Annotated in this window: 27 protein-coding genes; 10 read left to right on the forward strand and 17 right to left on the reverse strand. The window is 72.4% G+C overall.

The window, feature by feature from the left end:
* Positions 1–216: 216 nt before the first annotated feature.
* Positions 217–2052, forward strand: coding sequence for an endonuclease/exonuclease/phosphatase family protein (locus tag NRO40_RS06290; protein ID WP_058943186.1), 1836 nt, complete (start codon positions 217–219; stop codon positions 2050–2052).
* 132 nt (positions 2053–2184) lie between these two features.
* On the opposite strand, the gene NRO40_RS06295 is transcribed toward NRO40_RS06290, so the two are convergent.
* The 4 genes from NRO40_RS06295 to NRO40_RS06310 all read right to left on the reverse strand — a co-directional run bounded on the left by NRO40_RS06295 (position 2185) and on the right by NRO40_RS06310 (position 3891).
* Positions 2185–2898, reverse strand: coding sequence for an antibiotic biosynthesis monooxygenase (locus NRO40_RS06295; protein WP_058943187.1), 714 nt, complete (start codon positions 2896–2898; stop codon positions 2185–2187).
* Between the two features lie 83 nt (positions 2899–2981).
* Positions 2982–3296, reverse strand: coding sequence for a DUF4235 domain-containing protein (locus NRO40_RS06300; protein WP_232791134.1), 315 nt, complete (start codon positions 3294–3296; stop codon positions 2982–2984).
* Entirely contained in the window at positions 3293–3505 is a 213-nt protein-coding gene (locus NRO40_RS06305; RefSeq protein WP_058943189.1) for a DUF3618 domain-containing protein, read from the reverse strand. Before NRO40_RS06305 ends, NRO40_RS06300 begins: the two co-directional genes overlap by 4 nt.
* Entirely contained in the window at positions 3502–3891 is a 390-nt protein-coding gene (locus NRO40_RS06310; RefSeq protein ID WP_232791135.1) for a phage holin family protein, read from the reverse strand. Before NRO40_RS06310 ends, NRO40_RS06305 begins: the two co-directional genes overlap by 4 nt.
* A gap of 143 nt (positions 3892–4034) precedes the next feature.
* On the opposite strand from NRO40_RS06310, the gene dapA reads away from it, so the two are divergent.
* Complete coding sequence (gene dapA, locus NRO40_RS06315) at positions 4035–4925, forward strand: 4-hydroxy-tetrahydrodipicolinate synthase (protein WP_058943190.1); 891 nt, start codon at positions 4035–4037, stop codon at positions 4923–4925.
* Here the strand turns inward: dapA and NRO40_RS06320 are convergent.
* The 11 genes from NRO40_RS06320 to NRO40_RS06370 all read right to left on the reverse strand — a co-directional run bounded on the left by NRO40_RS06320 (position 4915) and on the right by NRO40_RS06370 (position 13469).
* Complete coding sequence (locus tag NRO40_RS06320) at positions 4915–5121, reverse strand: hypothetical protein (protein ID WP_058943191.1); 207 nt, start codon at positions 5119–5121, stop codon at positions 4915–4917. The genes dapA and NRO40_RS06320 overlap by 11 nt on opposite strands.
* Before the next feature lie 104 nt (positions 5122–5225).
* On the reverse strand, positions 5226–6209 hold the full coding sequence (dapD, locus tag NRO40_RS06325) for a 2,3,4,5-tetrahydropyridine-2,6-dicarboxylate N-succinyltransferase (RefSeq protein WP_058943192.1): 984 nt from the start codon (positions 6207–6209) through the stop codon (positions 5226–5228).
* A 164-nt stretch (positions 6210–6373) separates the two neighbouring features.
* Positions 6374–6580 carry a hypothetical protein gene (locus NRO40_RS06330; protein WP_058943193.1) on the reverse strand — a complete coding sequence of 69 codons (207 nt, stop codon included), beginning with the start codon at positions 6578–6580 and terminating at the stop codon, positions 6374–6376.
* A gap of 323 nt (positions 6581–6903) precedes the next feature.
* A complete protein-coding gene (locus tag NRO40_RS06335) occupies positions 6904–7242 on the reverse strand; it encodes a metal-sulfur cluster assembly factor (protein ID WP_058943194.1) in 339 nt (112 codons plus the stop codon).
* Positions 7239–7712 carry a Fe-S cluster assembly sulfur transfer protein SufU gene (gene sufU, locus NRO40_RS06340; protein ID WP_058943195.1) on the reverse strand — a complete coding sequence of 158 codons (474 nt, stop codon included), beginning with the start codon at positions 7710–7712 and terminating at the stop codon, positions 7239–7241. The genes NRO40_RS06335 and sufU overlap by 4 nt, the downstream gene beginning before the upstream one ends.
* Positions 7713–7723: 11 nt before the next feature.
* Complete coding sequence (locus NRO40_RS06345) at positions 7724–8980, reverse strand: cysteine desulfurase (RefSeq protein ID WP_058943196.1); 1257 nt, start codon at positions 8978–8980, stop codon at positions 7724–7726.
* The gene (gene sufC, locus NRO40_RS06350) at positions 8977–9744 is read right to left on the reverse strand and encodes a Fe-S cluster assembly ATPase SufC (RefSeq protein ID WP_058943197.1); all 768 of its coding nucleotides are present in this window, start codon (positions 9742–9744) and stop codon (positions 8977–8979) included. The genes NRO40_RS06345 and sufC overlap by 4 nt, the downstream gene beginning before the upstream one ends.
* 7 nt (positions 9745–9751) lie before the next feature.
* Entirely contained in the window at positions 9752–10069 is a 318-nt protein-coding gene (locus NRO40_RS06355) for a non-heme iron oxygenase ferredoxin subunit (protein ID WP_058943198.1), read from the reverse strand.
* A complete protein-coding gene (sufD, locus tag NRO40_RS06360) occupies positions 10069–11244 on the reverse strand; it encodes a Fe-S cluster assembly protein SufD (RefSeq protein ID WP_058943199.1) in 1176 nt (391 codons plus the stop codon). The genes NRO40_RS06355 and sufD overlap by 1 nt, the downstream gene beginning before the upstream one ends.
* Positions 11245–11304: 60 nt before the next feature.
* Entirely contained in the window at positions 11305–12720 is a 1416-nt protein-coding gene (gene sufB / locus NRO40_RS06365) for a Fe-S cluster assembly protein SufB (protein WP_058943200.1), read from the reverse strand.
* The gene (locus tag NRO40_RS06370; protein WP_058943201.1) at positions 12717–13469 is read right to left on the reverse strand and encodes a helix-turn-helix transcriptional regulator; all 753 of its coding nucleotides are present in this window, start codon (positions 13467–13469) and stop codon (positions 12717–12719) included. Before NRO40_RS06370 ends, sufB begins: the two co-directional genes overlap by 4 nt.
* A gap of 190 nt (positions 13470–13659) precedes the next feature.
* Here NRO40_RS06370 and NRO40_RS06375 point away from each other — a divergent pair, with 190 nt between their 5' ends.
* From NRO40_RS06375 to NRO40_RS06385, 3 genes are all read left to right on the forward strand, one after another.
* Positions 13660–14586 (forward strand): ABC transporter ATP-binding protein, encoded by a 927-nt coding sequence (locus NRO40_RS06375; protein ID WP_058943202.1) that lies wholly within the window; start codon positions 13660–13662, stop codon positions 14584–14586.
* A 64-nt stretch (positions 14587–14650) separates the two neighbouring features.
* A complete protein-coding gene (locus NRO40_RS06380) occupies positions 14651–15424 on the forward strand; it encodes an ABC transporter permease (protein ID WP_058943203.1) in 774 nt (257 codons plus the stop codon).
* A gap of 129 nt (positions 15425–15553) precedes the next feature.
* Positions 15554–16546 carry a COX15/CtaA family protein gene (locus NRO40_RS06385; RefSeq protein WP_198549386.1) on the forward strand — a complete coding sequence of 331 codons (993 nt, stop codon included), beginning with the start codon at positions 15554–15556 and terminating at the stop codon, positions 16544–16546.
* A gap of 731 nt (positions 16547–17277) precedes the next feature.
* On the opposite strand, the gene NRO40_RS06390 is transcribed toward NRO40_RS06385, so the two are convergent.
* Together NRO40_RS06390 and NRO40_RS06395 are read right to left on the reverse strand one after the other, a co-directional pair.
* On the reverse strand, positions 17278–17616 hold the full coding sequence (locus NRO40_RS06390; RefSeq protein WP_058943205.1) for a hypothetical protein: 339 nt from the start codon (positions 17614–17616) through the stop codon (positions 17278–17280).
* A 93-nt stretch (positions 17617–17709) separates the two neighbouring features.
* On the reverse strand, positions 17710–18672 hold the full coding sequence (locus tag NRO40_RS06395) for a heme o synthase (RefSeq protein ID WP_257375346.1): 963 nt from the start codon (positions 18670–18672) through the stop codon (positions 17710–17712).
* Between the two features lie 378 nt (positions 18673–19050).
* On the opposite strand from NRO40_RS06395, the gene tkt reads away from it, so the two are divergent.
* From tkt to pgl, 5 genes are read left to right on the forward strand one after another with little or no spacing between them, the layout of a single operon-like run.
* Positions 19051–21138 carry a transketolase gene (gene tkt / locus NRO40_RS06400; protein WP_058944790.1) on the forward strand — a complete coding sequence of 696 codons (2088 nt, stop codon included), beginning with the start codon at positions 19051–19053 and terminating at the stop codon, positions 21136–21138.
* A 35-nt stretch (positions 21139–21173) separates the two neighbouring features.
* The gene (gene tal, locus NRO40_RS06405; RefSeq protein WP_058944789.1) at positions 21174–22292 is read left to right on the forward strand and encodes a transaldolase; all 1119 of its coding nucleotides are present in this window, start codon (positions 21174–21176) and stop codon (positions 22290–22292) included.
* A 3-nt stretch (positions 22293–22295) separates the two neighbouring features.
* A complete protein-coding gene (zwf, locus tag NRO40_RS06410) occupies positions 22296–23822 on the forward strand; it encodes a glucose-6-phosphate dehydrogenase (protein ID WP_058944788.1) in 1527 nt (508 codons plus the stop codon).
* Positions 23819–24958, forward strand: coding sequence for a glucose-6-phosphate dehydrogenase assembly protein OpcA (gene opcA / locus NRO40_RS06415; RefSeq protein WP_058944787.1), 1140 nt, complete (start codon positions 23819–23821; stop codon positions 24956–24958). The genes zwf and opcA overlap by 4 nt, the downstream gene beginning before the upstream one ends.
* Positions 24955–25734: a 6-phosphogluconolactonase gene (gene pgl, locus NRO40_RS06420; protein ID WP_058944786.1), complete on the forward strand. Its 780-nt coding sequence runs from the start codon at positions 24955–24957 to the stop codon at positions 25732–25734. The genes opcA and pgl overlap by 4 nt, the downstream gene beginning before the upstream one ends.
* Positions 25735–25752: the final 18 nt, after the last annotated feature.

The raw sequence follows: 25752 nt of genomic DNA on the forward strand, positions 1-25752 counted from the left end.
ACGACGTGCGGCGGCGGTGGTCCGGGCTCAAGCCGCCCCCAGCGTAGACGCATTCGCGGGCATGTCCGGCGTTCATGCACCTGTCAGACGGCGTCCGCCCGGCACCCCTTGACAAGGACCCCGCCCACCACAGAGATTGACGCGCGTAGAGCGGCCACCCCTCCTTTTCCGCCACTCCACGCACCCTCACCTCCCACCACCCCTTGGAGTCCATCCATGGCTTCCTCCCTGCCGAGAACCGCAGCCGTCTCGGCCGTCGTCGCCGCCGCTCTGGCCGGCGGCCTGCTCGCCGGGGCCTCCACCTCGGCGGCGGACACGACCGACACCGTCCGCATCCACGACGTGCAGGGCTCCACCCGCGTGTCCCCGCTCGTCGGGCAGCGCGTCACGGACGTCCCCGGCGTCGTCACGGGCGTCCGGGACCACGGCTCGCGCGGCTTCTGGTTCCAGGACCCGCGAGGAGACGGGGACGCGGCGACCAGCGAGGGCCTGTTCGTCTTCACCGGCTCGAAGCCGACCGTCGCCGTCGGCGACGCCGTCACGGTGTCGGGCACGGTCACCGAGTACGTCCCGGGCGGAGTCGCCTCCGGCAACCAGTCGCTCACGCAGATATCGAAGCCCACCGTCACCGTCGTCTCCTCCGGCAACCCGGTGCCGGCGCCCGTGACCGTCACCGCCCGTTCCGTGCCGGACGCGTACACCCCCGCGGGCGACCCGGCGAACGGCGGCTCGATCAACGGCCTGCCACTGCGCCCCGACCGGTACGCCCTGGACTACTACGAGTCGCTGGAGGGCGCCAACGTCCGCATCGGCTCCTCGCGCGTCGTCGGCCCCAGCACCGAGCACGCCGAGCTGTGGGTGACCGTCAAGCCCCGCGAGAACGCCAACCACCGGGGCGGCACGGTATACGGCTCGTACACGTCGCAGAACACCGGCCGCCTGAAGGTCCAGTCGCTCGTCCCGCTGGCCCAGCAGCCCTTCCCGACCGCGAACGTCGGCGACGTCCTCGCGGGTGTCACCGAGGGCCCGCTCGACTTCAACCAGCACGGCGGCTACACCCTCACCGCGCGGACCCTCGGCACCGTCCAGGACCGCGGCCTGGTGCGCGAGAAGACCCGTGCGCAGCACCACGGCGAGCTGGCCGTCGCCACGTACAACGTGGAGAACCTCGACCCGACCGACCCGCAGGAGAAGTTCGACGCGCTCGCGAGGGCCGTCGTCGACAACCTCGCCTCCCCCGACGTCCTCGCGCTGGAGGAGATCCAGGACGACAACGGCGCCAAGAGCGACGGGACCGTCACCGCCGGCGAGACACTGAAGCGGTTCACGGACGCGATCGTCGCCGCCGGCGGACCGGCCTACGCGTGGCGCTCCATCGACCCGCAGGACGGCAAGGACGGCGGCCAGCCGGGCGGCAACATCCGCCAGGCGTTCCTCTTCAACCCCGCCCGTGTCTCCTTCACCGACCGCGCGGGCGGCGACGCGACGACGGCCACCGAGGTCGTCAAGGAGCGCGGCAAGGCGGCGCTCACCCTCTCCCCCGGCCGGATCGACCCGGCGAACGCCGCCTGGGAGAACAGCCGCAAGCCGCTCGCGGGCGAGTTCACCTTCCGCGGGCGCACGGTCATCGTGGTCGCCAACCACTTCGGCTCGAAGGGCGGCGACGAGTCGATCGTCGGGCACCGCCAGCCGCCGAACCGTTCCTCCGAGGCGCAGCGCCACCAGCAGGCGCGGGTCGTCAACGCCTTCGTCAAGGACGTCCTGGCCGTGCAGCGCAACGCCGACGTCGTGGTCCTCGGCGACATCAACGACTTCGAGTTCTCCGACACGACCGCGGCGCTCACCGACGGCGGCGCCCTGCACGCGGCCATCACCAGCCTGCCGTGCTCCGAGCGCTACTCGTACGTCTTCCAGGGCAACAGCCAGGTGCTGGACCAGATCCTGACCAGCCCCGGCATCCGCCACTTCAGTTACGACAGCGTGCACATCAACGCGGAGTTCGCCGACCAGAACAGCGACCACGACCCGCAGGTGCTGCGCTTCCGCCCCTGACGCACCCCACCGCTCGCGCCCCTGCGGGGCGCCCCCCGGGCGAGGACCTCGCCCGGGGGGCGCGCTCCGCAGGGGCGTTCCGCCTATCCGCTCCACAGGGGCGCCCGGGCGTCCCGCAGGGGCGTTCCGCCGCTACGCGTCCGCGGCGAGGCTGAGCGCGGGCGTGTAGCGGCGCAGCCGACCGCGGACCAGCCCGGGGGAGGTCCGCACCCGGCTCCACTGCGGGGTGAGCCCTGCGACGCCCCCGCCGGACGCGGCGAGGGCCTCCTCGTGGGCGGCGGCGCTCTCCCACTCGGCGTAACCGAGCACGCGGGTGCCGTCCAGACCCGTGTGGAAGTGGGCGGAGACGCCCCCGGGGTGCGGCGCCGGGCCGCCGACCAGCGCCTCGAACACCGCGTCCCCCCAGCCCTGTTGGCGGGCTGGATCCGGTCCGTCGAACTCCACGTCCACCGTCACCACGCGCCCCGGCACCCTGTCGTCGCCCGGCGCGGGCACGACGCTGCGGTGGAGCGCGTACGAGTGGAGCGCGACGCGCTCGATGCCGGGCACCGCGGCGTCGATCGCGGCGTTCCTGGCGGTGCGTTCGGTGCGGACGAGTTCCTGGTAGTCGTCCTCGGACCGCCACTGGGAGTAGTGGAGCAGGGTGTCCCCGTCCGCGCCGACGTGGACGGTGTACGAGAGCAGCCCGTCGGTCGGCCACTGCCGTGCGAGCCAGGTGCGGGCGATGGCGTCGACGGCGGCGCGCTGCCGCTCCGGCGTGCCGACGCGCCAGGTACTGGCCTTGACGAGGCCGACTCCCGGACGGGTGAGGTCGGGGCGGGCGTGCGGTAGGACGTGCGCGGTCATGTTGCCTCCTCGGCCGAACTGCCCGGCCGGACCCCGTGGTCCGGCCGGGCAGTTCCATCCTCAGAGCTCAAGCGCGCTTGAGGTCAATGGTCGGAGGGCCACGTTCCGGTGAGCCTCCGCACCCCGGTCGCGCCACCGCGGTCCACGGCCGCCCGCACCGTCGCGAAGATGGCCCCCTGGAGGGCGGCGGCGATCAGGACCTCCCGCCAGGAGCGGTCCTCGTCCAACGCGTCGGGGGCGTCACTGCCTCGCCCGACGGCCGCCCACGCCTTGCCGAACAGCGAGCTCGCGAGGGCACCGCCCGCGAGCCCCAGCAGCAGTCCGACCGGCCGGTACAGCATCTTCTGCTTCCGCTTCGCCTTCTTCGTCGTCACCCGCATGCCCTTCCGTCCCCTCATCGACGTCCCTTCCCCTGCCGCGACCGGCTCAGGAGCACTCCGGCGAGTACCACCGCCCCCACCGCGGCCGCCACCAGCACCATCGGCCGGTGGTCCGCGCGCGCGAACCGCGCCCGCAGATCCGTCTTCGCCACGAGCTGGTCGAGCGTCTCGACCAGCTCCTCGCGCCGTTGCGCCGCTTCGAGGCGCAGTTCGTCGGGCCGAGTCATCGGTGGACCGTCTCCTTGATCTCGTCGATGTCCGAGCGGATGCCGTCCATGGCCCGCTCGGGCAGAGGCGGCGCGGCCTTGCGCAGTTGGGCGCGGCCCGCGAGGGCCAGGGCGCCGGCGGCGGCGAAGAGGACGACGGTCACGATCAGCGCGGCCGCCCAGACCTCCAGCACCAGCGCGAGGAGCGCCACGCAGGTCCCGGCCAGCGCCATGAGCCCGATGTAGGCGAGGGCGGTCGCGCCCCCGAGCAGACCGCCACCGACTCCGGCCCGCTTGCCCTTGACGGCCAGTTCGGCCTGTGCGGTGCGCAGTTCGGCCCTGACCAGCTCGGACAGCTGTTCCGAAGCCCGCTTGACCAGCTCGCCGACCGAGGGTTCTGCGGCCACTCGGATCGCCTCCCTTCCTGTACACGTACGGGTACCCCGGGTACCCGCGACGTCCGCCCCCATGCCACGCTTAAGCACTGCTTCACTTCGAACCGGAGCAGAACTAAGTGGGCCTACGAGGAGCAGGCCCCCAGACTGCCGGGATGACCCACGATGGCACCGCTCTCCCTCCCTTCGGCCCCGTCCTGTGCGCGATGGTCACGCCCTTCACCCCCTCCGGTGAGGCGCCGGACCACGACCGGGCCGCGCGGCTCGACACCGACCTCGTGGCCCGGGGGTGCGACGGCCTGGTCCTCAACGGCACGACCGGCGAGTCCCCCACCACGTCCGACGCCGAGAAGGCCCCGCTCCTCCGGGCGGTGCGGGAGGCGGTCGGGGAGGGCGTGCCGCTCGTGGCGGGCGTCGGCACGGCGGACACCGCGCACACCACCGAGCTGGCCCGGCAGGCGGAGGCGGCCGGCGCCGACGGCCTGCTCGTCGTCCCGCCGTACTTCAGCCGACCTCCCCAGGCGGCCGTGGAGGCGCACTTCCGCCGGGTCGCCGACGCGACGGGGCTGCCGCCGGCGCTGTACGACATCCCGGGCCGCACGGGTGTGCGGATCGAGCCGGACACGGTGCTGCGACTCGCCGACCATCCGCGGATCGTCGCGGTGAAGGACTGTTCCTACGACCTGCCGGCCGCGACGAAGGTGCTCGCCCGGACCCCGCTCGCCGTCTACTCGGGGTGCGACGAGCTGGACCTGCCGCTGTACGCGATCGGCGGCGCGGGGTGCGTCAGTACCGTCGCGAACGCGGCGCCCGGTGCGGTGCGGGCGGTGCTGGACGCGTTCGACGCGGGGGACACGGCCGGTGCCGCCCGGTGGCACCGGCGGCTGCTGCCTCTGACGGAGCTGATGATGGCGTCGGGACTCCCGGGCGCGGTGACGGTGAAGGCCCTCCTGGACGCGGGCCCGGTCCGCGAACCGCTGCAGCCCGCCGACCGCGGGGCGGTCGACGGGCTGCGGAGGGCGTACGAGGAGCTGGTCAGCCGCTGACGACGTTCCGGCCGAGGACGGCGACGTGCTCCAGCACGTCCTCCATCGGGTCGTCGATCTGGCCGGCGTTGACGAGGGCGACCCGGGGGCCGTTGTGCGCGTGGTCGTTGGTCTCGTCCGCGTGCGCGGCCCCGGCCGAGAACGCTCCGGCCAGCGCGAGCACTCCGGTGAGCACGAGCGTCCTGGTGATCTTCATGTACGTTCCTCGCCTTGCCGTTTCGTGTGACCCTGCGTCCACCTGTTAATCGGTCCGGACGGCCGCAGGTCACGCGGGATCACACGATCGGTGACGGGCGGGGCTCAGTTGTGACTGTGCAGGACGTCGTTGAGGCCGCCCCAGACGGCGTTGTTGGGGCGGGCCTCGACGGTGCCGGTGACCGAGTTGCGGCGGAAGAGGATGTTCGACGCGCCGGACAGCTCGCGGGCCTTGACGATCTGGCCGTCGGGCAGGGTGACGCGCGTACCGGCCGTGATGTACAGACCGGCCTCGACGACGCACTCGTCGCCCAGCGCGATGCCCACGCCCGCCTCGGCGCCGATGAGGCAGCGCTCGCCGACGGAGATGATGACGTTGCCGCCGCCGGAGAGGGTGCCCATCGTGGAGGCGCCGCCGCCGATGTCGGAACCGTCGCCGATGACGACGCCCGCGGAGATGCGGCCCTCGACCATGGACGTGCCGAGCGTGCCGGCGTTGAAGTTGACGAAGCCCTCGTGCATGACGGTGGTGCCGGCCGCGAGGTGCGCGCCGAGGCGGACGCGGTCCGCGTCGGCGATGCGCACGCCCTTCGGCGCGACGTAGTCCGTCATACGGGGGAACTTGTCGACGCTGGTCACCTGGAGGTGCATCCCCTCGGCGCGGGCGTTGAGGCGGACCTTCTCCAGGTCGTCCACGGCGACGGGGCCGAGGCTCGTCCAGGCGACGTTGGCGAGGAGCCCGAAGACGCCGTCGAGGTTCTGCCCGTGCGGCCGGACGAGCCGGTGGCTGAGCAGGTGCAGGCGCAGGTAGGCGTCGTGCGCGTCGAGCGGCTTCTCGTCCAGCGAGGCGATGGTGGTGCGCACGGCGACGACCTCGACGCCGCGGCGGGCGTCGACGCCGACGGCCTTGACGGCGCCCTCCCCGAGGAGGTCGACGGCCTGGTCGGGGGTGAGCCGCTCGGTTCCGGCGGGCCCGGCCGCCTCGGTCAGCTCGGGCGCGGGGAACCAGGTGTCGAGGACGGTGCCGTCGCCGGCGATGGTGGCGAGACCGGCCGCGACGGCTCCGGTGGTACGAGGTGCAGAAGTCATGCCCCGAACCTAACCGGCCTCCCGGCTCCCGTGCTAACCGGTCTCAGCCGACGGGCCGCCGCCCCGCCGTCCCCGCCCCGCCGGGCGGGGAGCCGGCGGCGCGTACGGAACGGCAGGACGGCGGCCCGTGGACGGTGCCGTACGGCGGGGCCGCTGCCCTCAGCTCACGGCGCGAGGCACCCCGTGGCGGGGATCTCCGACGGGACGGCGGGGGCGGCCGGGTCGATGAGCCCGGTGATGTCCGCGGGGGTGGCCGCCAGGCACTGCACGGTGGCGACCGGGTCGACGACGGCGCCGGCCGACGGCGCGAGGACTCCGAAGGCTCCGAGGACGGCGGCGGTTCCGGCGAGGACGGTGGCGAGACGACGCACGAGGACTCCCTTTCACGAAGTGGTCGAGGCCCCGCCCCGTGGCGGGACGGGCCGCTCCGTGGCTGCCCCACCGGCCGCGTGGATACGCGCGCTGTCACCCGTAGGGGGTGCGGGAAAACGATCCGCCACCCGTGTCGGCCGACGTCACCCCGAGCCGGGGCTCCATCCGGGGCGGGCGGGTCGACGCGGGGCCGGCGGGTCGACGCGGGGCGCGGGACCCGTGGCCGGGCCGGACCCGGGCCGGTACGCGGAACGGCCGTGCCCACCGGTGGGACCGGTGGGCACGGCCGTCGCGCCCGGACGGGGCCGGGGTGAGCCTCGGGTCAGACGTTGAAGCCGAGCGCGCGCAGCTGCTCGCGCCCGTCGTCCGTGATCTTGTCCGGGCCCCACGGCGGCATCCAGACCCAGTTGATCTTCAGCTCGTTGACGATGCCGTCGGTCGCCGCCTTCGCCTGGTCCTCGATGACGTCCGTCAGCGGGCACGCCGCCGAGGTGAGCGTCATGTCCAGCGTGGCGACGTTGGAGTCGTCGACGTGGATCCCGTAGATGAGGCCCAGGTTCACGACGTCGATCCCCAGCTCGGGGTCGACCACGTCGTACAGCGCCTCGCGGACCTCGTCCTCGGACGCGGGCTTCACCGTTGCCGTCTCGTTCTCGCTCATGCCGTCTTCCCATCCGCCTTCGCGGGCTCGCCGCCCAGTGCCTGGGCGGTCGCGTCCTTCCACGCCATCCAGCTCAACAGCGCGCACTTCACCCGGGCCGGGTACTTGGAGACGCCGGCGAACGCGACCGCGTCCTCCAGCAGCTCCTCCATCGCCTCGTCCGGCTCCAGCCGGCCCTTCGACTGCATCAGCTCCAGGAAGGTGCCCTGGATCCGCTGCGCCTCCTCCAGCTCCTTGCCGACGAGCAGCTCGTTCAGCACGGAGGCGGAGGCCTGGCTGATGGAACAGCCCTGGCCCTCGTACGACACGTCCGCGATGCGGGAGCCGTCGTACTTCACACGGAGCGTGATCTCGTCACCACACGTCGGGTTGACGTGGTGCACCTCGGCGTCGCCGTCCCGCAAGCCCCGCCCGTGCGGGTGCTTGTAGTGGTCCAGGATGACGTCCTGGTACATCGAATCCAGCTTCACGCGTCAGCCCCTCATCCGAAGAAATTGCGGACGTGCTCCAGACCGTCCACCAGGGCGTCGACCTCGGCCGGCGTGGAGTACAGATAGAACGACGCTCGCGTGGTCGCGGGAATTCCGTACCGCAGGCAGACGGGCCGCGCGCAGTGGTGGCCGACGCGGACCGCGATGCCCTGCTCGTCGAGGACCTGACCCACGTCGTGGGGGTGGATGTCACCGAGCGTGAAGGAGATCGCCGCGCCGCGGTCCTCGGCCGTGGTGGGGCCGATGATCCGCAGGTCCGGGACGTCCCGGAAGCGCTGGATCGCGTACTCGGTGAGCGCGTGCTCGTGAGCGGCGATCCGGTCCATGCCGATCGCGGTCAGGTAGTCCACCGCCGCGCCGAGGCCCACGGCCTGGGCGATCGGCGGCGTGCCCGCCTCGAACTTGTGCGGCGCGGGGGCGTACGTCGACGAGCTCATCGAGACGGTCTCGATCATCTCGCCGCCGCCGAGGAACGGCGGGAGGTCCTCCAGCAGCTCCTGGCGGCCCCACAGGACGCCGATGCCCGTCGGACCGCACATCTTGTGGCCGGTGAAGGCCACGAAGTCGGCCTGGAGCGCCTGCACGTCCAGCACCATGTGCGGGGCGGCCTGCGACGCGTCGATGAGGACGAGCGCGCCGACCTCCTGGGCGCGGCGCACGATCGCCTCGACCGGGTTGAACGTGCCGAGGATGTTGGAGACCAGCACGAAGGAGACGATCTTCGTCTTCGGCGTGATGACCTCGTCGATGCGGGAGAGGTCGAGCCGGCCGTCGTCGGTCAGCCCGAACCACTTCAGCTTCGCACCGGTGCGCTGCGCGAGCAGCTGCCACGGAACGATGTTGGAGTGGTGCTCCATCTCCGTGATGACGATCTCGGTCTCGGCGTCCACCCGGTAGGGCTCGTCCGCCCAGCCCAGCATGTTCGCGACGAGGTTCAGCGACTCCGAGGCGTTCTTCGTGAAGATGACCTCGTCCCGGCTGGGCGCGTTGATGAAGGCCGCGACCTTGTCACGGGCGCCCTCGTACAGCTCCGTGGCCTCCTCGGCGAGGACGTGCACGCCACGGTGGACGTTGGCGTTGTGCTGCTCGTAGTACTCGCTCAGCACGTCGATGACCTGGCGCGGCGTCTGCGAGGTCGCCGCGTTGTCCAGGTACACGAGCTTCTTGCCGTCGTGGAGCACCCGGTCGAGGATCGGGAAGTCCTTGCGGATCGCCTCGGTGTCGAGGAGGCCCGGAAGCTGTGTCACAGGGATGCGCCGCCCTTCGTGGTGTAGGACTCGTACCCCTCGGCCTCCAGCTTGTCGGCGAGCTCGGGGCCGCCCGACTCGACGATCCGGCCGGCGGAGAAGACGTGGACGTGGTCCGGCTTGATGTAGCGGAGGATGCGCGTGTAGTGGGTGATCAGCAGGGTGCCGACCTCACCGGTCTCGCGGACGCGGTTGACGCCCTCGGAGACGATGCGCAGCGCGTCGACGTCCAGACCGGAGTCGGTCTCGTCGAGGATCGCGACCTTCGGCCGCAGGAGCTCCAGCTGGAGGATCTCGTGGCGCTTCTTCTCGCCGCCGGAGAAGCCCTCGTTGACGTTGCGCTCCGCGAAGGCCGGGTCCATGTTGAGGCGCTGCATGGCCTCCTTGACCTCCTTCACCCAGGTGCGCAGCTTGGGGGCCTCGCCGCGGACGGCGGTGGCGGAGGTGCGCAGGAAGTTGGAGACGGAGACGCCGGGGACCTCGACCGGGTACTGCATGGCGAGGAAGAGACCGGCGCGGGCGCGCTCGTCGACGGACATCTCGAGGACGTCCTCGCCGTCGAGGGTCACCGTGCCGCCGGTGATCGTGTACTTGGGGTGGCCGGCGAGCGAGTAGGCGAGGGTGGACTTGCCGGAGCCGTTGGGGCCCATGATGGCGTGGGTCTCGCCCTGCTTCACGGTCAGGTCGACGCCCTTGAGGATCTCCTTCGTGGCGTTGTCGGCCTCGACGGAGACGTGCAGGTCGCGGATTTCAAGCGTTGCCATGGGTGACTCAGGACTCCTGGGTGACGGAGACGAGCACATCGTCCCCTTCGATCTTTACGGGGTACACGGGGACGGGGCGCGTCGCGGGGAGGCCGGACGGCTTGCCGGTGCGGAGGTCGAAGCTGGAGCCGTGCAGCCAGCACTCGATGGCGCAGTCCTCGACCTCTCCCTCCGAGAGGGAGACGTTCGCGTGCGAGCAGATGTCGTTGATCGCGAACACCTCGCCCTCGGTGAGGACGACCGACACCGGCGTGCCGTCGAGTTCCACCCGCTTCGGGGTGTCCTGTGCCAGCTCGCTCAGGCCGCAGGCGCGGACGAAGGCCATCAGACGGACGCCTCCAGTTCGGCCTCGATCTTCTCGATGAGCCGCTCCTCGACGTCCGGCAGGCCGATCTGCTGGAGCAGCTCGGCGAAGAAGCCGCGGACGACGAGGCGGCGGGCCTCGACCTCCGGGATGCCGCGGGCCATCAGGTAGAAGAGCTGCTCGTCGTCGAAGCGGCCGGTCGCCGAGGCGTGGCCGGCGCCGGCGATCTCACCGGTCTCGATCTCCAGGTTCGGCACCGAGTCGACCCGCGCGCCGTCCGTGAGGACGAGGTTGCGGTTCATCTCATAGGTGTCGGTGCCCTCGGCGGCGGCCTGGATGAGCACGTCGCCGATCCACACGGCGTGCGCGCCCTCGCCCTGGAGGGCGCCCTTGTAGACGACGTTCGACGTGCAGTGCGGGGCGTTGTGCGTGACGAGGAGGCGGTGCTCCTGGTGCTGCCCGGCGTCGGTGAGGTAGAGGCCGAAGAGCTGGGCCTCGCCGCCGGTGCCGGCGTACTCGACGCGCGGGTGGATGCGGACCAGGTCCCCGCCGAAGGTGACGACGACGGACTTGAAGGAGGCGTCGCGGCCGACGAGCGTGTTGTGCTGCGCGACGTGGACGGCCCCCGCGTCCCAGTCCTGGACGGAGACGACGGTGAGCTTCGCGCCGTCGCCGAGGACGTAGTCGACGTTGGCGGCGAGCACCGCGTCACCGGTGTGGTCGATGACCACGACGGCCTCGGCGAAGGCGCCCAGCTCGACGACGAGCTGGCCGAAGGAGGTGCCGCCCTGGCCGTGCACCGCGATGCGGACCGGCTCGGTGAGCGCCGTCTCGCGGGGCACGGAGACGACCGTGGCCTTCTCGAAGGCGGAGTACGCCTGGGCGGCGACCCGGTCCACGGGGGTGCCGGCCCGGCCGAGACGGGCGTCGTCGCGGCCGACGGTCTCGACGGTGACGGCGTCGGGCGCCGTCACGTCGACGCGCACCCCCTCACCGGTGGCGACGGCGGTGCCGTCGTGCAGCCCGCGCAGGCGCTCCAGCGGCGTGAACCGCCACTCCTCCTCGCGGCCGTGCGGGACGGGGAAGTCCGCGACGTCGAAGGACGGGGGGGCGCTCATGCGGGTGGCGACGGTCGACTCCGCCGCCACCGCGATGGAGCCGGCGGTGGTGGAGCCCACCGGGATGTTCTCAGCCATGGCTGTCGTGGTTTCTCTTCCTACGTGCGTACGTCGTCGGGTCCTGGGACGGGCGGCCGGTCAGCCGACCGAGCCCTCCATCTGCAGCTCGATCAGCCGGTTGAGCTCCAGGGCGTACTCCATCGGCAGCTCCTTGGCGATCGGCTCGACGAAGCCGCGCACGATCATCGCCATCGCCTCGAACTCGCTCAGACCGCGGCTCATCAGGTAGAAGAGCTGGTCCTCGGAGACCTTGGAGACCGTCGCCTCGTGGCCCATGGACACGTCGTCCTCGCGCACGTCGACGTACGGGTACGTGTCGGAGCGGGAGATCGTGTCGACGAGCAGGGCGTCGCAGAGCACGTTGGACTTGGAGCCCGGGGCGCCCTCGCCGATCTCGATGAGGCCGCGGTAGGAGGTGCGGCCACCGCCCCGCGCCACCGACTTGGAGACGATGTTGGAGGAGGTGTTCGGCGCCATGTGGACCATCTTGGCGCCGGCGTCCTGGTGCTGGCCCTCGCCCGCGAAGGCGATGGAGAGCGTCTCGCCCTTGGCGTGCTCGCCCATCAGGTAGACGGCCGGGTACTTCATCGTGACCTTGGAGCCGATGTTGCCGTCGACCCACTCCATGGTCGCGCCCTCGTACGCCACGGCGCGCTTGGTGACCAGGTTGTAGACGTTGTTCGACCAGTTCTGGATGGTCGTGTAGCGGCAGCGGCCGCCCTTCTTCACGATGATCTCGACCACGGCGCTGTGCAGCGAGTCCGAGGAGTAGATCGGCGCGGTGCAGCCCTCGACGTAGTGGACGTAGGCGTCCTCGTCGACGATGATCAGCGTCCGCTCGAACTGGCCCATGTTCTCCGTGTTGATCCGGAAGTAGGCCTGGAGCGGGATCTCGACGTGCACGCCCTTCGGGACGTAGATGAACGAGCCGCCGGACCACACCGCCGTGTTCAGCGACGCGAACTTGTTGTCGCCGACGGGGATGACCGTGCCGAAGTACTCCTGGAAGAGCTCCGGGTGCTGCTTCAGCGCGGTGTCCGTGTCGAGGAAGATGACGCCCTGCTCCTCCAGGTCCTCGCGGATCTGGTGGTAGACGACCTCGGACTCGTACTGGGCCGCGACACCGGCGACGAGGCGCTGCTTCTCCGCCTCGGGGATGCCGAGCTTGTCGTACGTGTTCTTGATGTCCTCGGGGAGGTCCTCCCAGGAAGCCGCCTGCTTCTCGGTGGACCGGACGAAGTACTTGATGTTGTCGAAGTCGATGCCGGAGAGGTCGGAGCCCCAGGTCGGCATGGGCTTCTTGTCGAAGAGGCGCAGACCCTTCAGCCGGAGCTTCAGCATCCACTCGGGCTCGTTCTTCTTCGCGGAGATGTCGCGGACGACGTCCTCGTTGAGCCCGCGCTTGGCGACGGCTCCCGCCGCGTCGGAGTCGGCCCAGCCATATTCGTACCGACCCAGGCCCTCGAGCTCGGGGTGGCTGATCTCGGTGGTCATGCGGGGTTCCTCCCGGCCGTGCTTGCGGATGGTGTCGAAGGGGTGTGGGGGGGTTTCGGGTCGCTGTGCGGGATGAACGTCGTGCAGACGCCGTCGCCGTGCGCGATGGTGGCCAGGCGCTGGACGTGGGTCCCCAGCAGACGGGAGAAGAGCTCCGTCTCCGCCTCGCAGAGCTGTGGGTAGCGCTCCGCGACGTGGGCGACCGGGCAGTGGTGCTGGCACAGCTGCTGCCCGACCTGCCCGACCGGCGCCTCGCGTGCCGTCGCAGCGTACCCGTCGGCGCTCAGCGCTCCGGCCAGCGCCCGGGCCCGCTCGTGGGGCGGCGCCGCCTCGACGGCCTTCCGGTACGTCTCGGCCTGCGCCTCGACCCGATCGCGCGCGAAGGCGGCGACGGCGGCCTCGCCCCCGGCGTTCTGCTCGATCCAGCGCAGGGCGTCGACCGCGAGGCTGTCGTAGGACTGGTCGAAAGCGTCCCGTCCGCAGTCGGTCAGCGCGAAGACCTTGGCGGGGCGGCCCCGGGTACGGGCGCCGTACACGCGCTGCTCGCGCGGGGCGACGACGTCGTCGGCGACGAGCGCGTCCAAGTGGCGGCGGACGGCGGCCTGGGTGAGGCCGAGCCGCTGCGCCAGCTCCGCGACGGTGGACGGTCCGTGGTCCAGGATGGAGCGCGCGACCCGGTTGCGCGTGGAGCGTTCCCCGGTCGCGAGCTCCTCCCCGGAGGTCGTGGAAGCCTCACCGACGTTTTTCACAACGCCATTGTTGCGTAATTCCCGAGAGAGTGACAAGCCGCGCCGCCGGGAGGCCACGGTGCCGTGCATCACTAAGGGAAACCTAACCTGACCTGCACAAACGATCACCGGAGGACGTCCGTGCAGGTCGCACGGGCCGGCCGGGGCCCCGCGGGCCGGAGGGGCCCGGCGGCTCTCTAGACTCCCTCCCATGCGAAACGAGTCCGCCGTCCGGGTACGCGGCCTGGTCAAGCGGTACGGGACCAAGACCGCCGTGGACGGGCTCGACCTCGACGTCCGCGCGGGCGGCGTCACCGCCGTCCTCGGGCCCAACGGGGCCGGCAAGACCACCACGGTCGAGACCTGCGAGGGCTACCGCCGCCCCGACGCCGGCACCGTCCGCGTCCTCGGCCTCGACCCGGTCGCCGACGCGGCCGCGCTGCGGCCCCGCGTCGGCGTCATGCTCCAGTCCGGCGGCGTCTACCCGGGCGCCCGCGCCGAGGAGATGCTGCGGCACACGGCCCGGCTCCACGCCCACCCGCTGGACGTGGACGCCCTGGTCGAACGCCTCGGCCTCGGCTCCTGCGGCCGCACGGCGTACCGGCGGCTGTCCGGCGGTCAGCAGCAACGGCTCGCCCTCGCCATGGCCGTCGTCGGCCGGCCCGAGCTGGTCTTCCTCGACGAGCCGACGGCCGGCCTCGACCCGCAGGCCCGGCGCGCCACCTGGGAGCTGGTCCGCGAACTGCGCGCCGACGGGGTCACCACCGTCCTCACCACGCACTTCATGGACGAGGCCGAACAGCTCGCCGACGACGTGGCGATCGTCGACGCGGGCCGCGTCGTCGCCCAGGGCAGCCCCGAGGAGCTGTGCCGAGGCGGCGCGGAGAACTCGCTGCGCTTCACCGGCCGCCCCGGCCTCGACCTCGACTCCCTGCTGAAGGCCCTGCCCGACGGCACGTCCGCCGACGAGGTCGCCCCCGGGGCCTACCTGATCCGGGGCGCGGTCGATCCGCAGCTGCTCGCCACGGTCACCAGCTGGTGCGCCCAGCACGGCGTGATGCCCGACGGCATGGCGGTCGAGCGCCGCACCCTGGAGGACGTCTTCCTGGAGCTGACCGGCAAGGAGCTGCGCGGATGAGGTACGACACGCACCGGACGGGCCAACCCGGCACGGACGGGTCCGCGCGACGGGAGGCCCGCCGATGACCACCGGCACCGGTACGTACGCCCCGCGGCCGGGTGCCGCTCCCGTGTGGCGGATGATCGCCGCGCAGGCCGCCCTGGAGACCCGGATGCTGCTGCGCAACGGCGAGCAGCTGCTGCTCACCGTCGTCATCCCGTCACTGCTGCTCGTCCTGTTCTCCACCGTCGACGTCGTCGACACCGGGGAGGGCCGGGCGGTCGACTTCCTCACGCCGGGCGTCCTCGCCCTCGCCGTGATGTCGACCGCCTTCACCGGGCAGGCCATCGCGACGGGGTTCGAGCGGCGCTACGGCGTGCTGAAGCGGCTCGGCGCCTCCCCGCTGCCGCGCTGGGCGCTGATGGTGGCCAAGACGCTGTCGGTACTGGTCACCGAGGTCCTGCAGGTGCTGCTGCTGACGGCCATCGCGTTCGGGCTCGGCTGGTCGCCGCGGGGCGGCGTGCCGGCGGTCCTCCTGCTGCTGGTCGCGGGGACGGCGGCGTTCTCGGGGCTGGGCCTGCTGATGGCGGGCACCCTGCGGGCCGAGGCCACCCTGGCCGCCGCCAACCTGGTCTTCCTGCTGCTGCTGGTCGGCGGCGGGGTCGTCGTCCCGCTCGACCGGTTCCCGGAGGCCGCCCGCGCGGTGCTGGAGCTACTGCCGATCTCGGCGCTCTCCGGCGGGCTGCGGGACGTGCTCCAACACGGCGCCGGCATGCCCTGGGCCGACCTGGGGGTCCTCGCCGCGTGGGCGGCCGCCGGGCTGGGCGCGGCGGCCCGCTCCTTCCGCTGGGAGTAGGCGGCGGGGCGCTCCCGGGCGGCCCTCCCGCCCGACCGGCGGCTCCACTGCCCGCCTCGCCCCTCCGCCTCGCGCCCGCCTCGCCCTGTCCGCCTCGCCCCGTCCGCTCTGCCCACCCCTCGTGAATCCATGCACAAGCGGCGGCCTACGATGGTGTGCGTGCTGACCCCCCTCGCCTACATCGCCCAGCGCTGGACCCCGTCCCCCCGGACGCTCCGGCGGGCCACCCTGGCCGCGGTCGTCATGACCGTCGTCATCATCGTCACCGGTGGCGCCGTGCGGCTGACCGGCTCGGGCCTCGGGTGCGACACCTGGCCCAAGTGCACCGACGACAGCCTCTTCGCGACGCCGGAACAGGGGCTCCACGGAGCCATCGAGTTCGGCAACCGGCTGCTGACGTACGTCCTGTCGGCGGCCGTCGGCTGGGCCATCATCGCCGCGCGGTCCACCAAGCCGTGGCGGCGTTCGCTGTCCCGGCTGGGTTGGCTCCAGTTCTTCATCGTCGCGAGCAACGCCGTGCTCGGCGGCATCACCGTCTGGATGGGGCTGAACCCCTGGACGGTGGCCGGCCACTTCCTCGCGGCGAACGCGCTGCTGACCGTCGCGCTGCTCACCTGGGTGCGGGCCGGGGAAGGCGACGGCGCCCCGCGCCCGCGCGTACCGGGGCCGGTGCGGAAGCTCGGCTGGGCCCTGGTCGGCGTCTCCGCCGTCCTCATCGCGGCCGGTACGGTCGTGACGGGCAGCGGCAAGCACGCGGGCGACAGCAGCGACGTGCCGCGCATGCCGTTCGACTACGAGACCGTGGCCCAGGTCCACGCGGCGTTCGCCTGGCTGGTGTGCGTGGGCGCGGTCGCGATGTTCTTCGTCCTGCGCGTGGTCGACGCCCCCGCCGACGTCCGGGCCCGCGGCCGGGACCTGCTGCTGATCGTGGTGGCCCAGGGCGCGCTCGGGTACCTGCAGTACTTCACGGGCGTGCCGGAGGTGCTGGTCGGGGCGCACATGCTCGGTTCGGCGCTCCTGTGGATCGCCGTGCTCCGGCTGGCCCTGAGCCTGCGCGAGCGGCCGGAGGCCACGGCGCCGGTCCCCGCCCGGACGGGTGAGGCGACGCTGACGGCCGCCTAGGCCCATCGAGGACCGGGCACACACCACGACGGCCCCCGCCGGGACACCCGGCGGGGGCCGTCGCACACCCAGGGGCCACCGGTCCGCGCGGCCGCGCGGCCCGTGACGCCGGCCCCTGCCGGCCTCGTCTCGGGGGGCACGCCGGGCGGGAGGCGCGGGGGCGCCAGGACTGAACGTCCCAAGGGGCGGCCGCGCGGCGTCAGGCGATGGGCGGTCACGGGCGTGACGGGGGGACGGTCGCGCGGCGTGACGGGGGACGGTCGCGCGGCGTGACGGGGGACGGTCGCGCGGTGCCGCGCGGAAGGACGGTCGCGCCGCGTCGCGCCGGCAGTTCTCCGGGGCGCCCCGCCGGGCGTGGCCGGGGCGTCCACACCGAGCGGACCCGAGGCGCGCCGAGCCGGGCGGGGCCGGGGCGGCACGACAGGCGGCCCGGAGACCCCGAGCCGCGCCGGCGGGCCCGGGGTCGCACGCCAGGCGCCTCCGGGTTGTCACGCCGGACGGCCCCGCGGCGGCGTCACGCCGGGCAGGCGGGACGCGGGGGGCCTCACGCCCGGCTGGGCGTCGGCGTCGAAGGGGGTACGGCGTCGGGCAGCACGGCGTCCGCGGGCTCGGCGCCCGGGGGCGGCCGGGCACGTCGCCCACCCCACCCGCCGGCGTCAGCCGAGCGTCCCGCCGGCCGGGCGCTCCCTCACGGAGGCGCTCCGTCGCGGAAGCGCTCCGCCGCGGAGGCGTCAGCCGTCGTGGCGGGCCTCGGCGCCCTTGCCGCCGATCTGGATGCCGGCCATCCGGCTCCACTCGTACGGCCCGGTGCGCACCTTCGCGGCGAGCTCGCCGTCGAAGTCGTCCTGGAGGGTGAGGCCGGCCTTCTCGGCGGCGTCCCGTGCGATCCCGTGGTCGGGCGCGACCAGGTCGCCCCAGCCGCCGTCCTCGCCGACCAGCACGATCCGCGTGCCGGCCTGCCCGACGTACGCGAGCTGGCCCTGGGCGCCGCCGTGCTCCTTGGCGAACGCCTGGATCTGCTTGGCGAGCCTCGCCGCCGTGCGCTCTGCCTGCTTGCTGGTGTCTGCCATGGACAGGATGCTACTGCCGGGTAGATCAACGTGCGACGGGCGGGTCGCGTGGCCTTGGCCACGCGACCCGCCCGGTCGGGGCCGGCAGGGGTGTCAGCTCAGGAAGGGGTCCACCGCGACCGCCACGAACAGCAGCGAGACGTAGGTGATCGACCAGTGGAAGAGCCGCATCTCCTTCAGCTTCGCGCCGGTCTCGCCGGACCGGGCGCGGTGCTGGAGGGCGTGCGCCTCCCACAGCCACCAGCCGCCGGTCGCCAGGGCCACGGCCGTGTAGAACCAGCCGGTGAAGCCGAGCGGCTGGAGCAGCAGCGACACACCGACCATGACCCAGCTGTAGAGGACGATCTGCCGCGCCACGACCCGGTTGGAGGCGACGACCGGGAGCATCGGCACGCCGACGCGCGCGTAGTCCTCCTTCACCTTCATGGAGAGCGGCCAGTAGTGCGGCGGCGTCCAGAAGAAGATGACGAGGAACAGGATGACCGCGGCCCACGACATGGAGTTCGTGACCGAGGACCAGCCGATGAGGACCGGCATGCATCCGGCGATGCCGCCCCACACGATGTTCTGCGCCGTGCGGCGCTTGAGGATCATCGTGTAGACGACCACGTAGAAGAGGAGGGCACCGAGGCCGAGCCAGGCCGACAGCCAGTTGACGAAGAGCCCGAACCAGAGCGTCGACACCACGGCGAGGCCGAGTCCGAAGACCAGTCCCTCGCGGGGCGAGACGATGCCCGTGACCAGGGGACGCTGCGACGTGCGGTCCATCAGCGCGTCGATGTCCCGGTCGATGTACATGTTCAGCGCGTTCGCGCCGCCCGCCGAGAGGTACCCGGCGAAACACGTGTGGACCACGAGCCACAGATCGGGCACGCCCTGTTCCGCGAGGAACATGACCGGCACCGTCGTGATCAGCAGCAGCTCGATGATCCGCGGCTTGGTCAGCGCCACGAAGCCCTTGGCGCGGGCCCCGAATGGCCGATGGGCTGGGCTCGTCCCGAGCACACCGGCTGGACGGGATTCGACGGCCGTCACGCACACCCCTGACAGAGACATCCCTGCGAGCCCGCCCCCCTGACGTGATGGGCCGGTCATGGCTCGCGCGTACCACGCCACTGTAGACGTTGCCCATACTCCGTCCTTCGCGGGGGTGGGTCGTGTTGGACCGCCCTGGTGGGAGGGGGGTGGCGGGACCGCGCAGAAGGGCGGTGACCCACTCGTCGGAGCGCTCGGATGAGCGGGGAACGGGCGGTCGGCCGACGGATGAGCGATCGGATGAGCGGCCTCGTTGACAGGTGGTGCACGGCGGCGGTCGCGGGTGGCGACGCCCGGTGAAGAGCCGGAAAATCGGGCCTGGTGACGGGATAGGCTCGGCAGCGGCCGGTGCACCGATGTCATCGGCCCGCGACATGTGGAGAGGAGCCCTGACCGAGGGTGAGCACCAAGCCGACCACCACAGAGTTCGAGTGGACCGCATTGGACCAGCGTGCCGTCGACACCGCCCGTGTCCTGGCCGCGGACGCCGTACAGAAGGTCGGCAACGGCCATCCTGGTACGGCGATGAGCCTGGCGCCGGCGGCGTACACGCTCTTCCAGAAGGTCATGCGCCACGACCCGGCCGACCCGGAGTGGACCGGTCGCGACCGGTTCGTGCTGTCCGCGGGGCACTCGTCCCTGACCCTCTACACCCAGCTGTACCTGGCCGGCTTCGGCCTGGAGCTGGACGACCTCAAGGCGTTCCGCACCTGGGGTTCGAAGACCCCGGGCCACCCGGAGTACGGCCACACCAAGGGCGTCGAGACGACGACCGGCCCGCTGGGCCAGGGCGTCGCCAACGCCGTCGGCATGGCCATGGCCGCCCGGTACGAGCGCGGTCTGTTCGACCCGGAGGCGGCGCCCGGCACCTCGCCGTTCGACCACTTCGTGTACGTCATCGCCGGTGACGGCTGCCTCCAGGAGGGCATCTCCGCGGAGGCGTCCTCGATGGCGGGCCACCAGAAGCTCGGCAACCTCATCATGCTGTGGGACGACAACCACATCTCGATCGAGGGCGACACCGAGACCGCCGTGTCCGAGGACACGCTGAAGCGGTACGAGTCGTACGGCTGGCACGTGCAGCGCGTCGAGCAGCAGGAGAACGGCGACCTGGACCCGGCCGCCCTGTACGCGGCGATCGAGGTCGCCAAGGCGGAGATCGACCGCCCGTCGTTCATCGCGATGCGTTCGATCATCGCCTGGCCGGCCCCGAACGCGCAGAACACCGAGGCCGCCCACGGCTCGGCGCTGGGCGACGAGGAGGTCGCGGCCACCAAGCGCGTCCTCGGCTTCGACCCGGAGCGGACCTTCGAGGTCTCCGACGAGGTCATCGCGCACACCCGCGAGGCCCTGGACCGGGGCCGCGAGGCCCGCGCCGCCTGGGAGAAGGACCTCCAGGAGTGGCGCACGGCCAACCCGCGGCGCGCCGCCGACTTCGACCGGATCTCCGCGGGCGAGCTGCCCGAGGGCTGGGAGGGGAAGCTCCCCGTCTTCGAGTCCGGCAAGGGCGTCGCGACCCGCGCCGCGTCCGGCAAGGTCCTCCAGGCGCTCGGCGGGGTCATCCCCGAGCTGTGGGGCGGCTCCGCCGACCTGGCCGGCTCGAACAACACGACGATCGACAAGTCGTCGTCGTTCCTGCCGGTGGGCAACCCGCTGCCGGAGGCCGACCCGTACGGCCGCACGATCCACTTCGGCATCCGCGAGCACGCGATGGCTGCCGAGATGAACGGCATCGCGCTGCACGGCAACACGCGCGTCTACGGCGGCACCTTCCTGGTGTTCTCCGACTACATGCGCAACGCGGTCCGCCTGTCGGCCCTGATGCACCTGCCGGTGACCTACGTCTGGACGCACGACTCGATCGGTCTCGGCGAGGACGGCCCGACGCACCAGCCGGTGGAGCACCTGGCGTCGCTGCGCGCGATCCCGGGCCTCAACGTGGTCCGCCCGGCCGACGCGAACGAGACGGCCCTCGCCTGGCGCGAGATCCTCCGCCGCTGGACCAAGGAGTTCGGCAAGGGCGCGCCGCACGGCCTCGCGCTGACCCGTCAGGGCGTGCCGACGTACGCGCCGAACGAGGACACCGCCAAGGGCGGGTACGTGCTGGCGGACGCCGAGGGCGGCGAGCCGCAGGTCGTGCTGATCGCCACCGGGTCCGAGGTGCACCTGGCCGTGGAGGCGCGCGAGCAGCTCCAGGAGTCGGGCGTGCCGACCCGCGTGGTGTCGATGCCGTGCGTCGAGTGGTTCGAAGAGCAGGACCAGGGGTACCGGGACTCGGTGCTGCCGCCGTCGGTCACGGCGCGCGTGGCGGTCGAGGCCGGCATCGGTCTGACGTGGCACCGGTACGTCGGTGACGCGGGCAGGATCGTGTCGCTGGAGCACTTCGGTGCGTCGGCCGACGGGAAGCTGCTGTTCCGCGAGTTCGGCTTCACGCCGGAGGCCATCGCCGCCGCCGCCCGGGAATCGCTCGCGGCCGCGGCGCGCTGACGCCAACACAAGCACGTATAGGAGATGCAACCCTCATGACAGACGCACTCAAGCGCCTCTCCGACGAAGGCGTCGCGATCTGGCTCGACGACCTGTCCCGCAGCCGGATCACCTCCGGAAACCTCGCGGAGCTGATCGACCAGCAGCACGTGGTGGGTGTCACCACCAACCCGTCGATCTTCCAGAAGGCGATCTCCGAGGGCCACGGCTACGACGTCCAGCTGACCGACCTCGCGGCCCGCAGGGTCACCGTCGAGGAGGCCATCCGCATGATCACGACGGCGGACGTCCGGGATGCCGCCGACATCCTGCGGCCGGTCTTCGACGCGACGCAGGGCCAGGACGGCCGGGTCTCCATCGAGGTGGACCCGCGCCTGGCGCACGACACCCGCGCGACGGTCGCCGAGGCCAAGCAGCTGGCGTGGCTGGTCGACCGGCCGAACACACTCATCAAGATCCCGGCCACCGAGGCGGGGCTGCCCGCCATCGCGGAGGTCATCGGCCTGGGCATCAGCGTCAACGTCACGCTGATCTTCTCGCTGGAGCGCTACCGCCGGGTGATGGAGGCCTACCTCATCGGCCTGGAGAAGGCCAAGGAGCGGGGCCTGGACCTGTCGAAGATCCACTCCGTGGCGTCCTTCTTCGTCTCCCGTGTGGACACCGAGATCGACAAGCGCCTGGACGGCATCGGCACCGACGAGGCGAAGGCGCTGCGCGGCAAGGCCGCCCTCGCCAACGCCCGGCTGGCCTACGAGGCGTACGAGGAGGTGTTCTCCTCCGAGCGCTGGGCGGCGCTGGACCGTGCGCAGGCCAACCGGCAGCGTCCGCTCTGGGCGTCGACGGGCGTGAAGGACCCCGCGTACAAGGACACGCTGTACGTGGACGAGCTGGTCGCGCCGGGCACGGTCAACACCATGCCGGAGGCGACGCTGGAGGCCACCGCCGCGCGCGGTGACATCCGGGGCAACACCGTCGCCGGTACGTACGAGCAGGCGCGGGCGGACCTGGACGCGCTGGAGAAGCTGGGCATCGGCTACGACGAGGTCGTCCAGCTCCTGGAGGACGAGGGCGTCCAGAAGTTCGAGTCGGCCTGGAACGACCTGCTGGCTTCTACCGAGGCGGAGCTCAAGCGCCTCGCCCCCGCGGAGGCGTAGACCTTGCACAGCAGCAATCCGCTGCGTGACGCCGCGGACCGACGGCTCCCGCGCATCGCGGGGCCGTCGGGCCTGGTGATCTTCGGCGTCACGGGCGATTTGTCACGGAAAAAGCTGATGCCGGCGGTCTACGACCTGGCCAACCGGGGGCTGCTGCCGCCGGGCTTCGCGCTGATCGGCTTCGCCCGCCGCGAGTGGCAGGACGAGGACTTCGCGCAGGTCGTGCACGACGCCGTCAAGCAGCACGCGCGCACCCCGTTCCGCGAGGAGGTGTGGCAGCAGCTGATCCAGGGGATGCGGTTCGTCCAGGGCGACTTCGACGACGACACGGCCTTCGAGCAGCTGAAGTCCACCATGGAGGAGCTGGACAAGGCGCAGGGAACCGGCGGCAACTTCGCCTTCTACCTGTCCGTGCCGCCCAAGTTCTTCCCCGTGGTCGTCCAGCAGCTGAAGCAGCACGGGCTGGCCGAGCAGAAGCAGGGCGGCTGCTGGCGCCGCGCGGTCATCGAGAAGCCGTTCGGCCACGACCTGGCGTCGGCCCAGGAGCTGAACGCGATCGTCCACGAGGTGTTCACCCCGGACCAGGTGTTCCGGATCGACCACTACCTCGGCAAGGAGACGGTCCAGAACATCCTGGCGCTGCGCTTCGCCAACACCCTCTTCGAGCCGATCTGGAACCGGTCGTACGTCGACCACGTGCAGATCACCATGGCCGAGGACATCGGCATCGGCGGCCGCGCCGGCTACTACGACGGCATCGGTGCCGCCCGCGACGTCATCCAGAACCACCTGCTCCAGCTGCTCGCGCTGACCGCGATGGAGGAGCCCGCCTCCTTCGACGCGGACGCGCTCGCCGCCGAGAAGACCAAGGTGCTGGGCGCCGTGCGGCTGCCCCGGGACCTCGGCGCCTCGACGGTGCGCGGCCAGTACGCGGCCGGGTGGCAGGGCGGCGCGCAGGCCGTCGGGTACCTGGAGGAGGAGGGCATCGACCCCGCCTCCAAGACCGACACGTACGCCGCGATCAAGGTGGAGATCGACAACCGCCGCTGGGCGGGCGTCCCCTTCTACCTGCGGACCGGCAAGCGCCTGGGCCGCCGGGTGACGGAGATCGCCGTCGTCTTCCAGCGTGCCCCGCACTCCCCGTTCGACCACACGGCGACGGAGGAGCTGGGGCAGAACGCCCTGGTCATCCGCGTCCAGCCGGACGAGGGCGTGACCATGCGGTTCGGCTCGAAGGTGCCGGGCACCTCGATGGAGGTCCGGGACGTCTCGATGGACTTCGCCTACGGCGAGTCCTTCACCGAGTCCAGCCCCGAGGCGTACGAGCGGCTGATCCTCGATGTCCTCCTCGGCGACGCCAACCTCTTCCCGCGCGTGGAGGAGGTCGAGCTGTCGTGGCGGATTCTCGACCCGATCGAGCGGTACTGGGACGAGCACGGCAAGCCCGCGCAGTACCAGGCGGGCACGTGGGGTCCGGTCGAGGCGGACGAAATGCTCGCACGAGACGGACGGAGCTGGCGCCGGCCATGAAGATCGACCTTACGGACACCACCTCCAGCAAGATCAACAAGGCGCTGGTCCAGGGGCGGCGGGCCATCGGCACGCCCGCCGTCGGCATGGTGCTGACCCTGGTCATCGTCACGGACGAGGAGAACGCCTACGACGCGCTCCGGGCCGCCAACGAGGCCGCCCGCGAGCACCCCTCGCGCAAGCTCGTCGTCATCAAGCGGGTCTCCCGCTCGCCCCGGGACCGGGCGAAGGCCCGCCTGGACGCGGAGGTACGGGTCGGCGCCGACGCGGGCACCGGTGAGACGGTCATCCTGCGGCTGCGGGGCGAGGTCATCGACCACGCCCAGTCCGTCGTGCTGCCGCTGCTGCTGCCCGACGCGCCCGTCGTGGTGTGGTGGCCGGTGAACGCGCCGACCGACCCGGCCAACGACCCGCTGGGCGCGCTCGCCCAGCGCCGCGTGACCGACACGTACAACGCCGAGGACCCGATCGCCGAGCTGGCGGCGCGCGCCGGGGCGTACACACCGGGCGACACCGACCTGGCCTGGACGCGGATCACGCCGTGGCGTTCGATGCTCGCCGCGGCCCTCGACCAGATCGCCTGCCAGGTGGCGTCGGCCGAGGTGGAGGGCGAGGAGTTCAATCCCAGCGTGGAGCTGCTGGCCATGTGGCTGGCGGACCGGCTGGGCGTGTCGGTGCGCCGCTCGCCGTCGGCGGGCCCGGGGCTGACCGCGGTGCGGCTGGCGACCGACTGCGGCCCGATCGTGCTCGACCGGCCGGACGGTTCGCTCGCCACGCTCGCCGTGGAGGGGCAGCCGAACCGGGCGGTCGCGCTCAAGCGCCGCGAGACGGCCGAGCTGATCGCGGAGGAGCTCCGGCGACTCGACCCGGACGACACGTACGCGTCGGCGCTGCGCTTCGGCGTCGACCGGCTGCAGCGCGGGGCGGCGGGCGGCTCGGACGCCTCGTCGACCTCCGCGCCCGCGGCGGGTTCGGGCGCGGATGCGGGGGCCGACGCGGCCTCCGGCTCCGGTACGGGCTCGGGTGCGGAGTCGGATGACGCCGGCGCGGAGACGGGGTCGGCCGACGCGGCCGGCGCCGCCGGGCCGGCGAAGTCCGCCACCAAGAAGCCGGCCAGGAAGGCGGCGGCGAAGTGAGCGACCCCCGGCTCGTCGTCCATCGCGACAAGGAGCTGATGGCGCAGGCCGCCGCGGCCCGCCTCATCACCCGGATCGTCGACGCGCAGGCCGACCGCGGCACCGCGTCCGTGGTCCTCACCGGCGGCCGCAACGGCAACGGCCTGCTGGCCGCGCTGCGTTCGGCACCCGCCCGGGAAGCGGTCGACTGGTCACGGCTCGACCTGTGGTGGGGCGACGAGCGGTTCCTCCCCGAGGGCGACCCCGACCGCAATGACACCCAGGCGCGGGCCGCGCTGCTCGACAGCGTCCCGCTGGACCCGGCGCGGGTGCACACCATGCCGGTGGCCGGCGGCGCCCACGGCACCGACGTGGACGCGGCGGCCGCGGCGTACGCGGAGGAACTCGCCGCGGCGGCGGGCCCGGAGGACGGCGCCGTGCCGGCCTTCGACGTCCTGATGCTCGGCGTCGGCCCCGACACGCACGTCGCCTCGCTCTTCCCGGAGCACCCCGCCGTGCGGGAGACCGAGCGCATGGTGGTGGGCGTCCACGGGGCGCCCAAGCCGCCGCCGACCCGGATCTCGCTGACGCTGCCGGCGATCCGCTGCGCCCGCGAGGTGTGGCTGCTGGCGGCGGGCGAGGACAAGGCCCAGGCGGCGGCGATCGCCCTGTCCGGCGCCGGTGAGCTGCAGGCCCCGGCGGCGGGCGCCCGCGGGCGGTCGCGGACGCTGTGGCTGCTGGACGCCGCCGCGGCGGCCCGGCTGCCCCGCGCGCCCCAGCCGGTACCGTCCCCCTGAGGGGACGTCACCGTACGG

The organism is Streptomyces changanensis (genome assembly GCF_024600715.1).
Classification (GTDB): domain Bacteria; phylum Actinomycetota; class Actinomycetes; order Streptomycetales; family Streptomycetaceae; genus Streptomyces; species Streptomyces changanensis.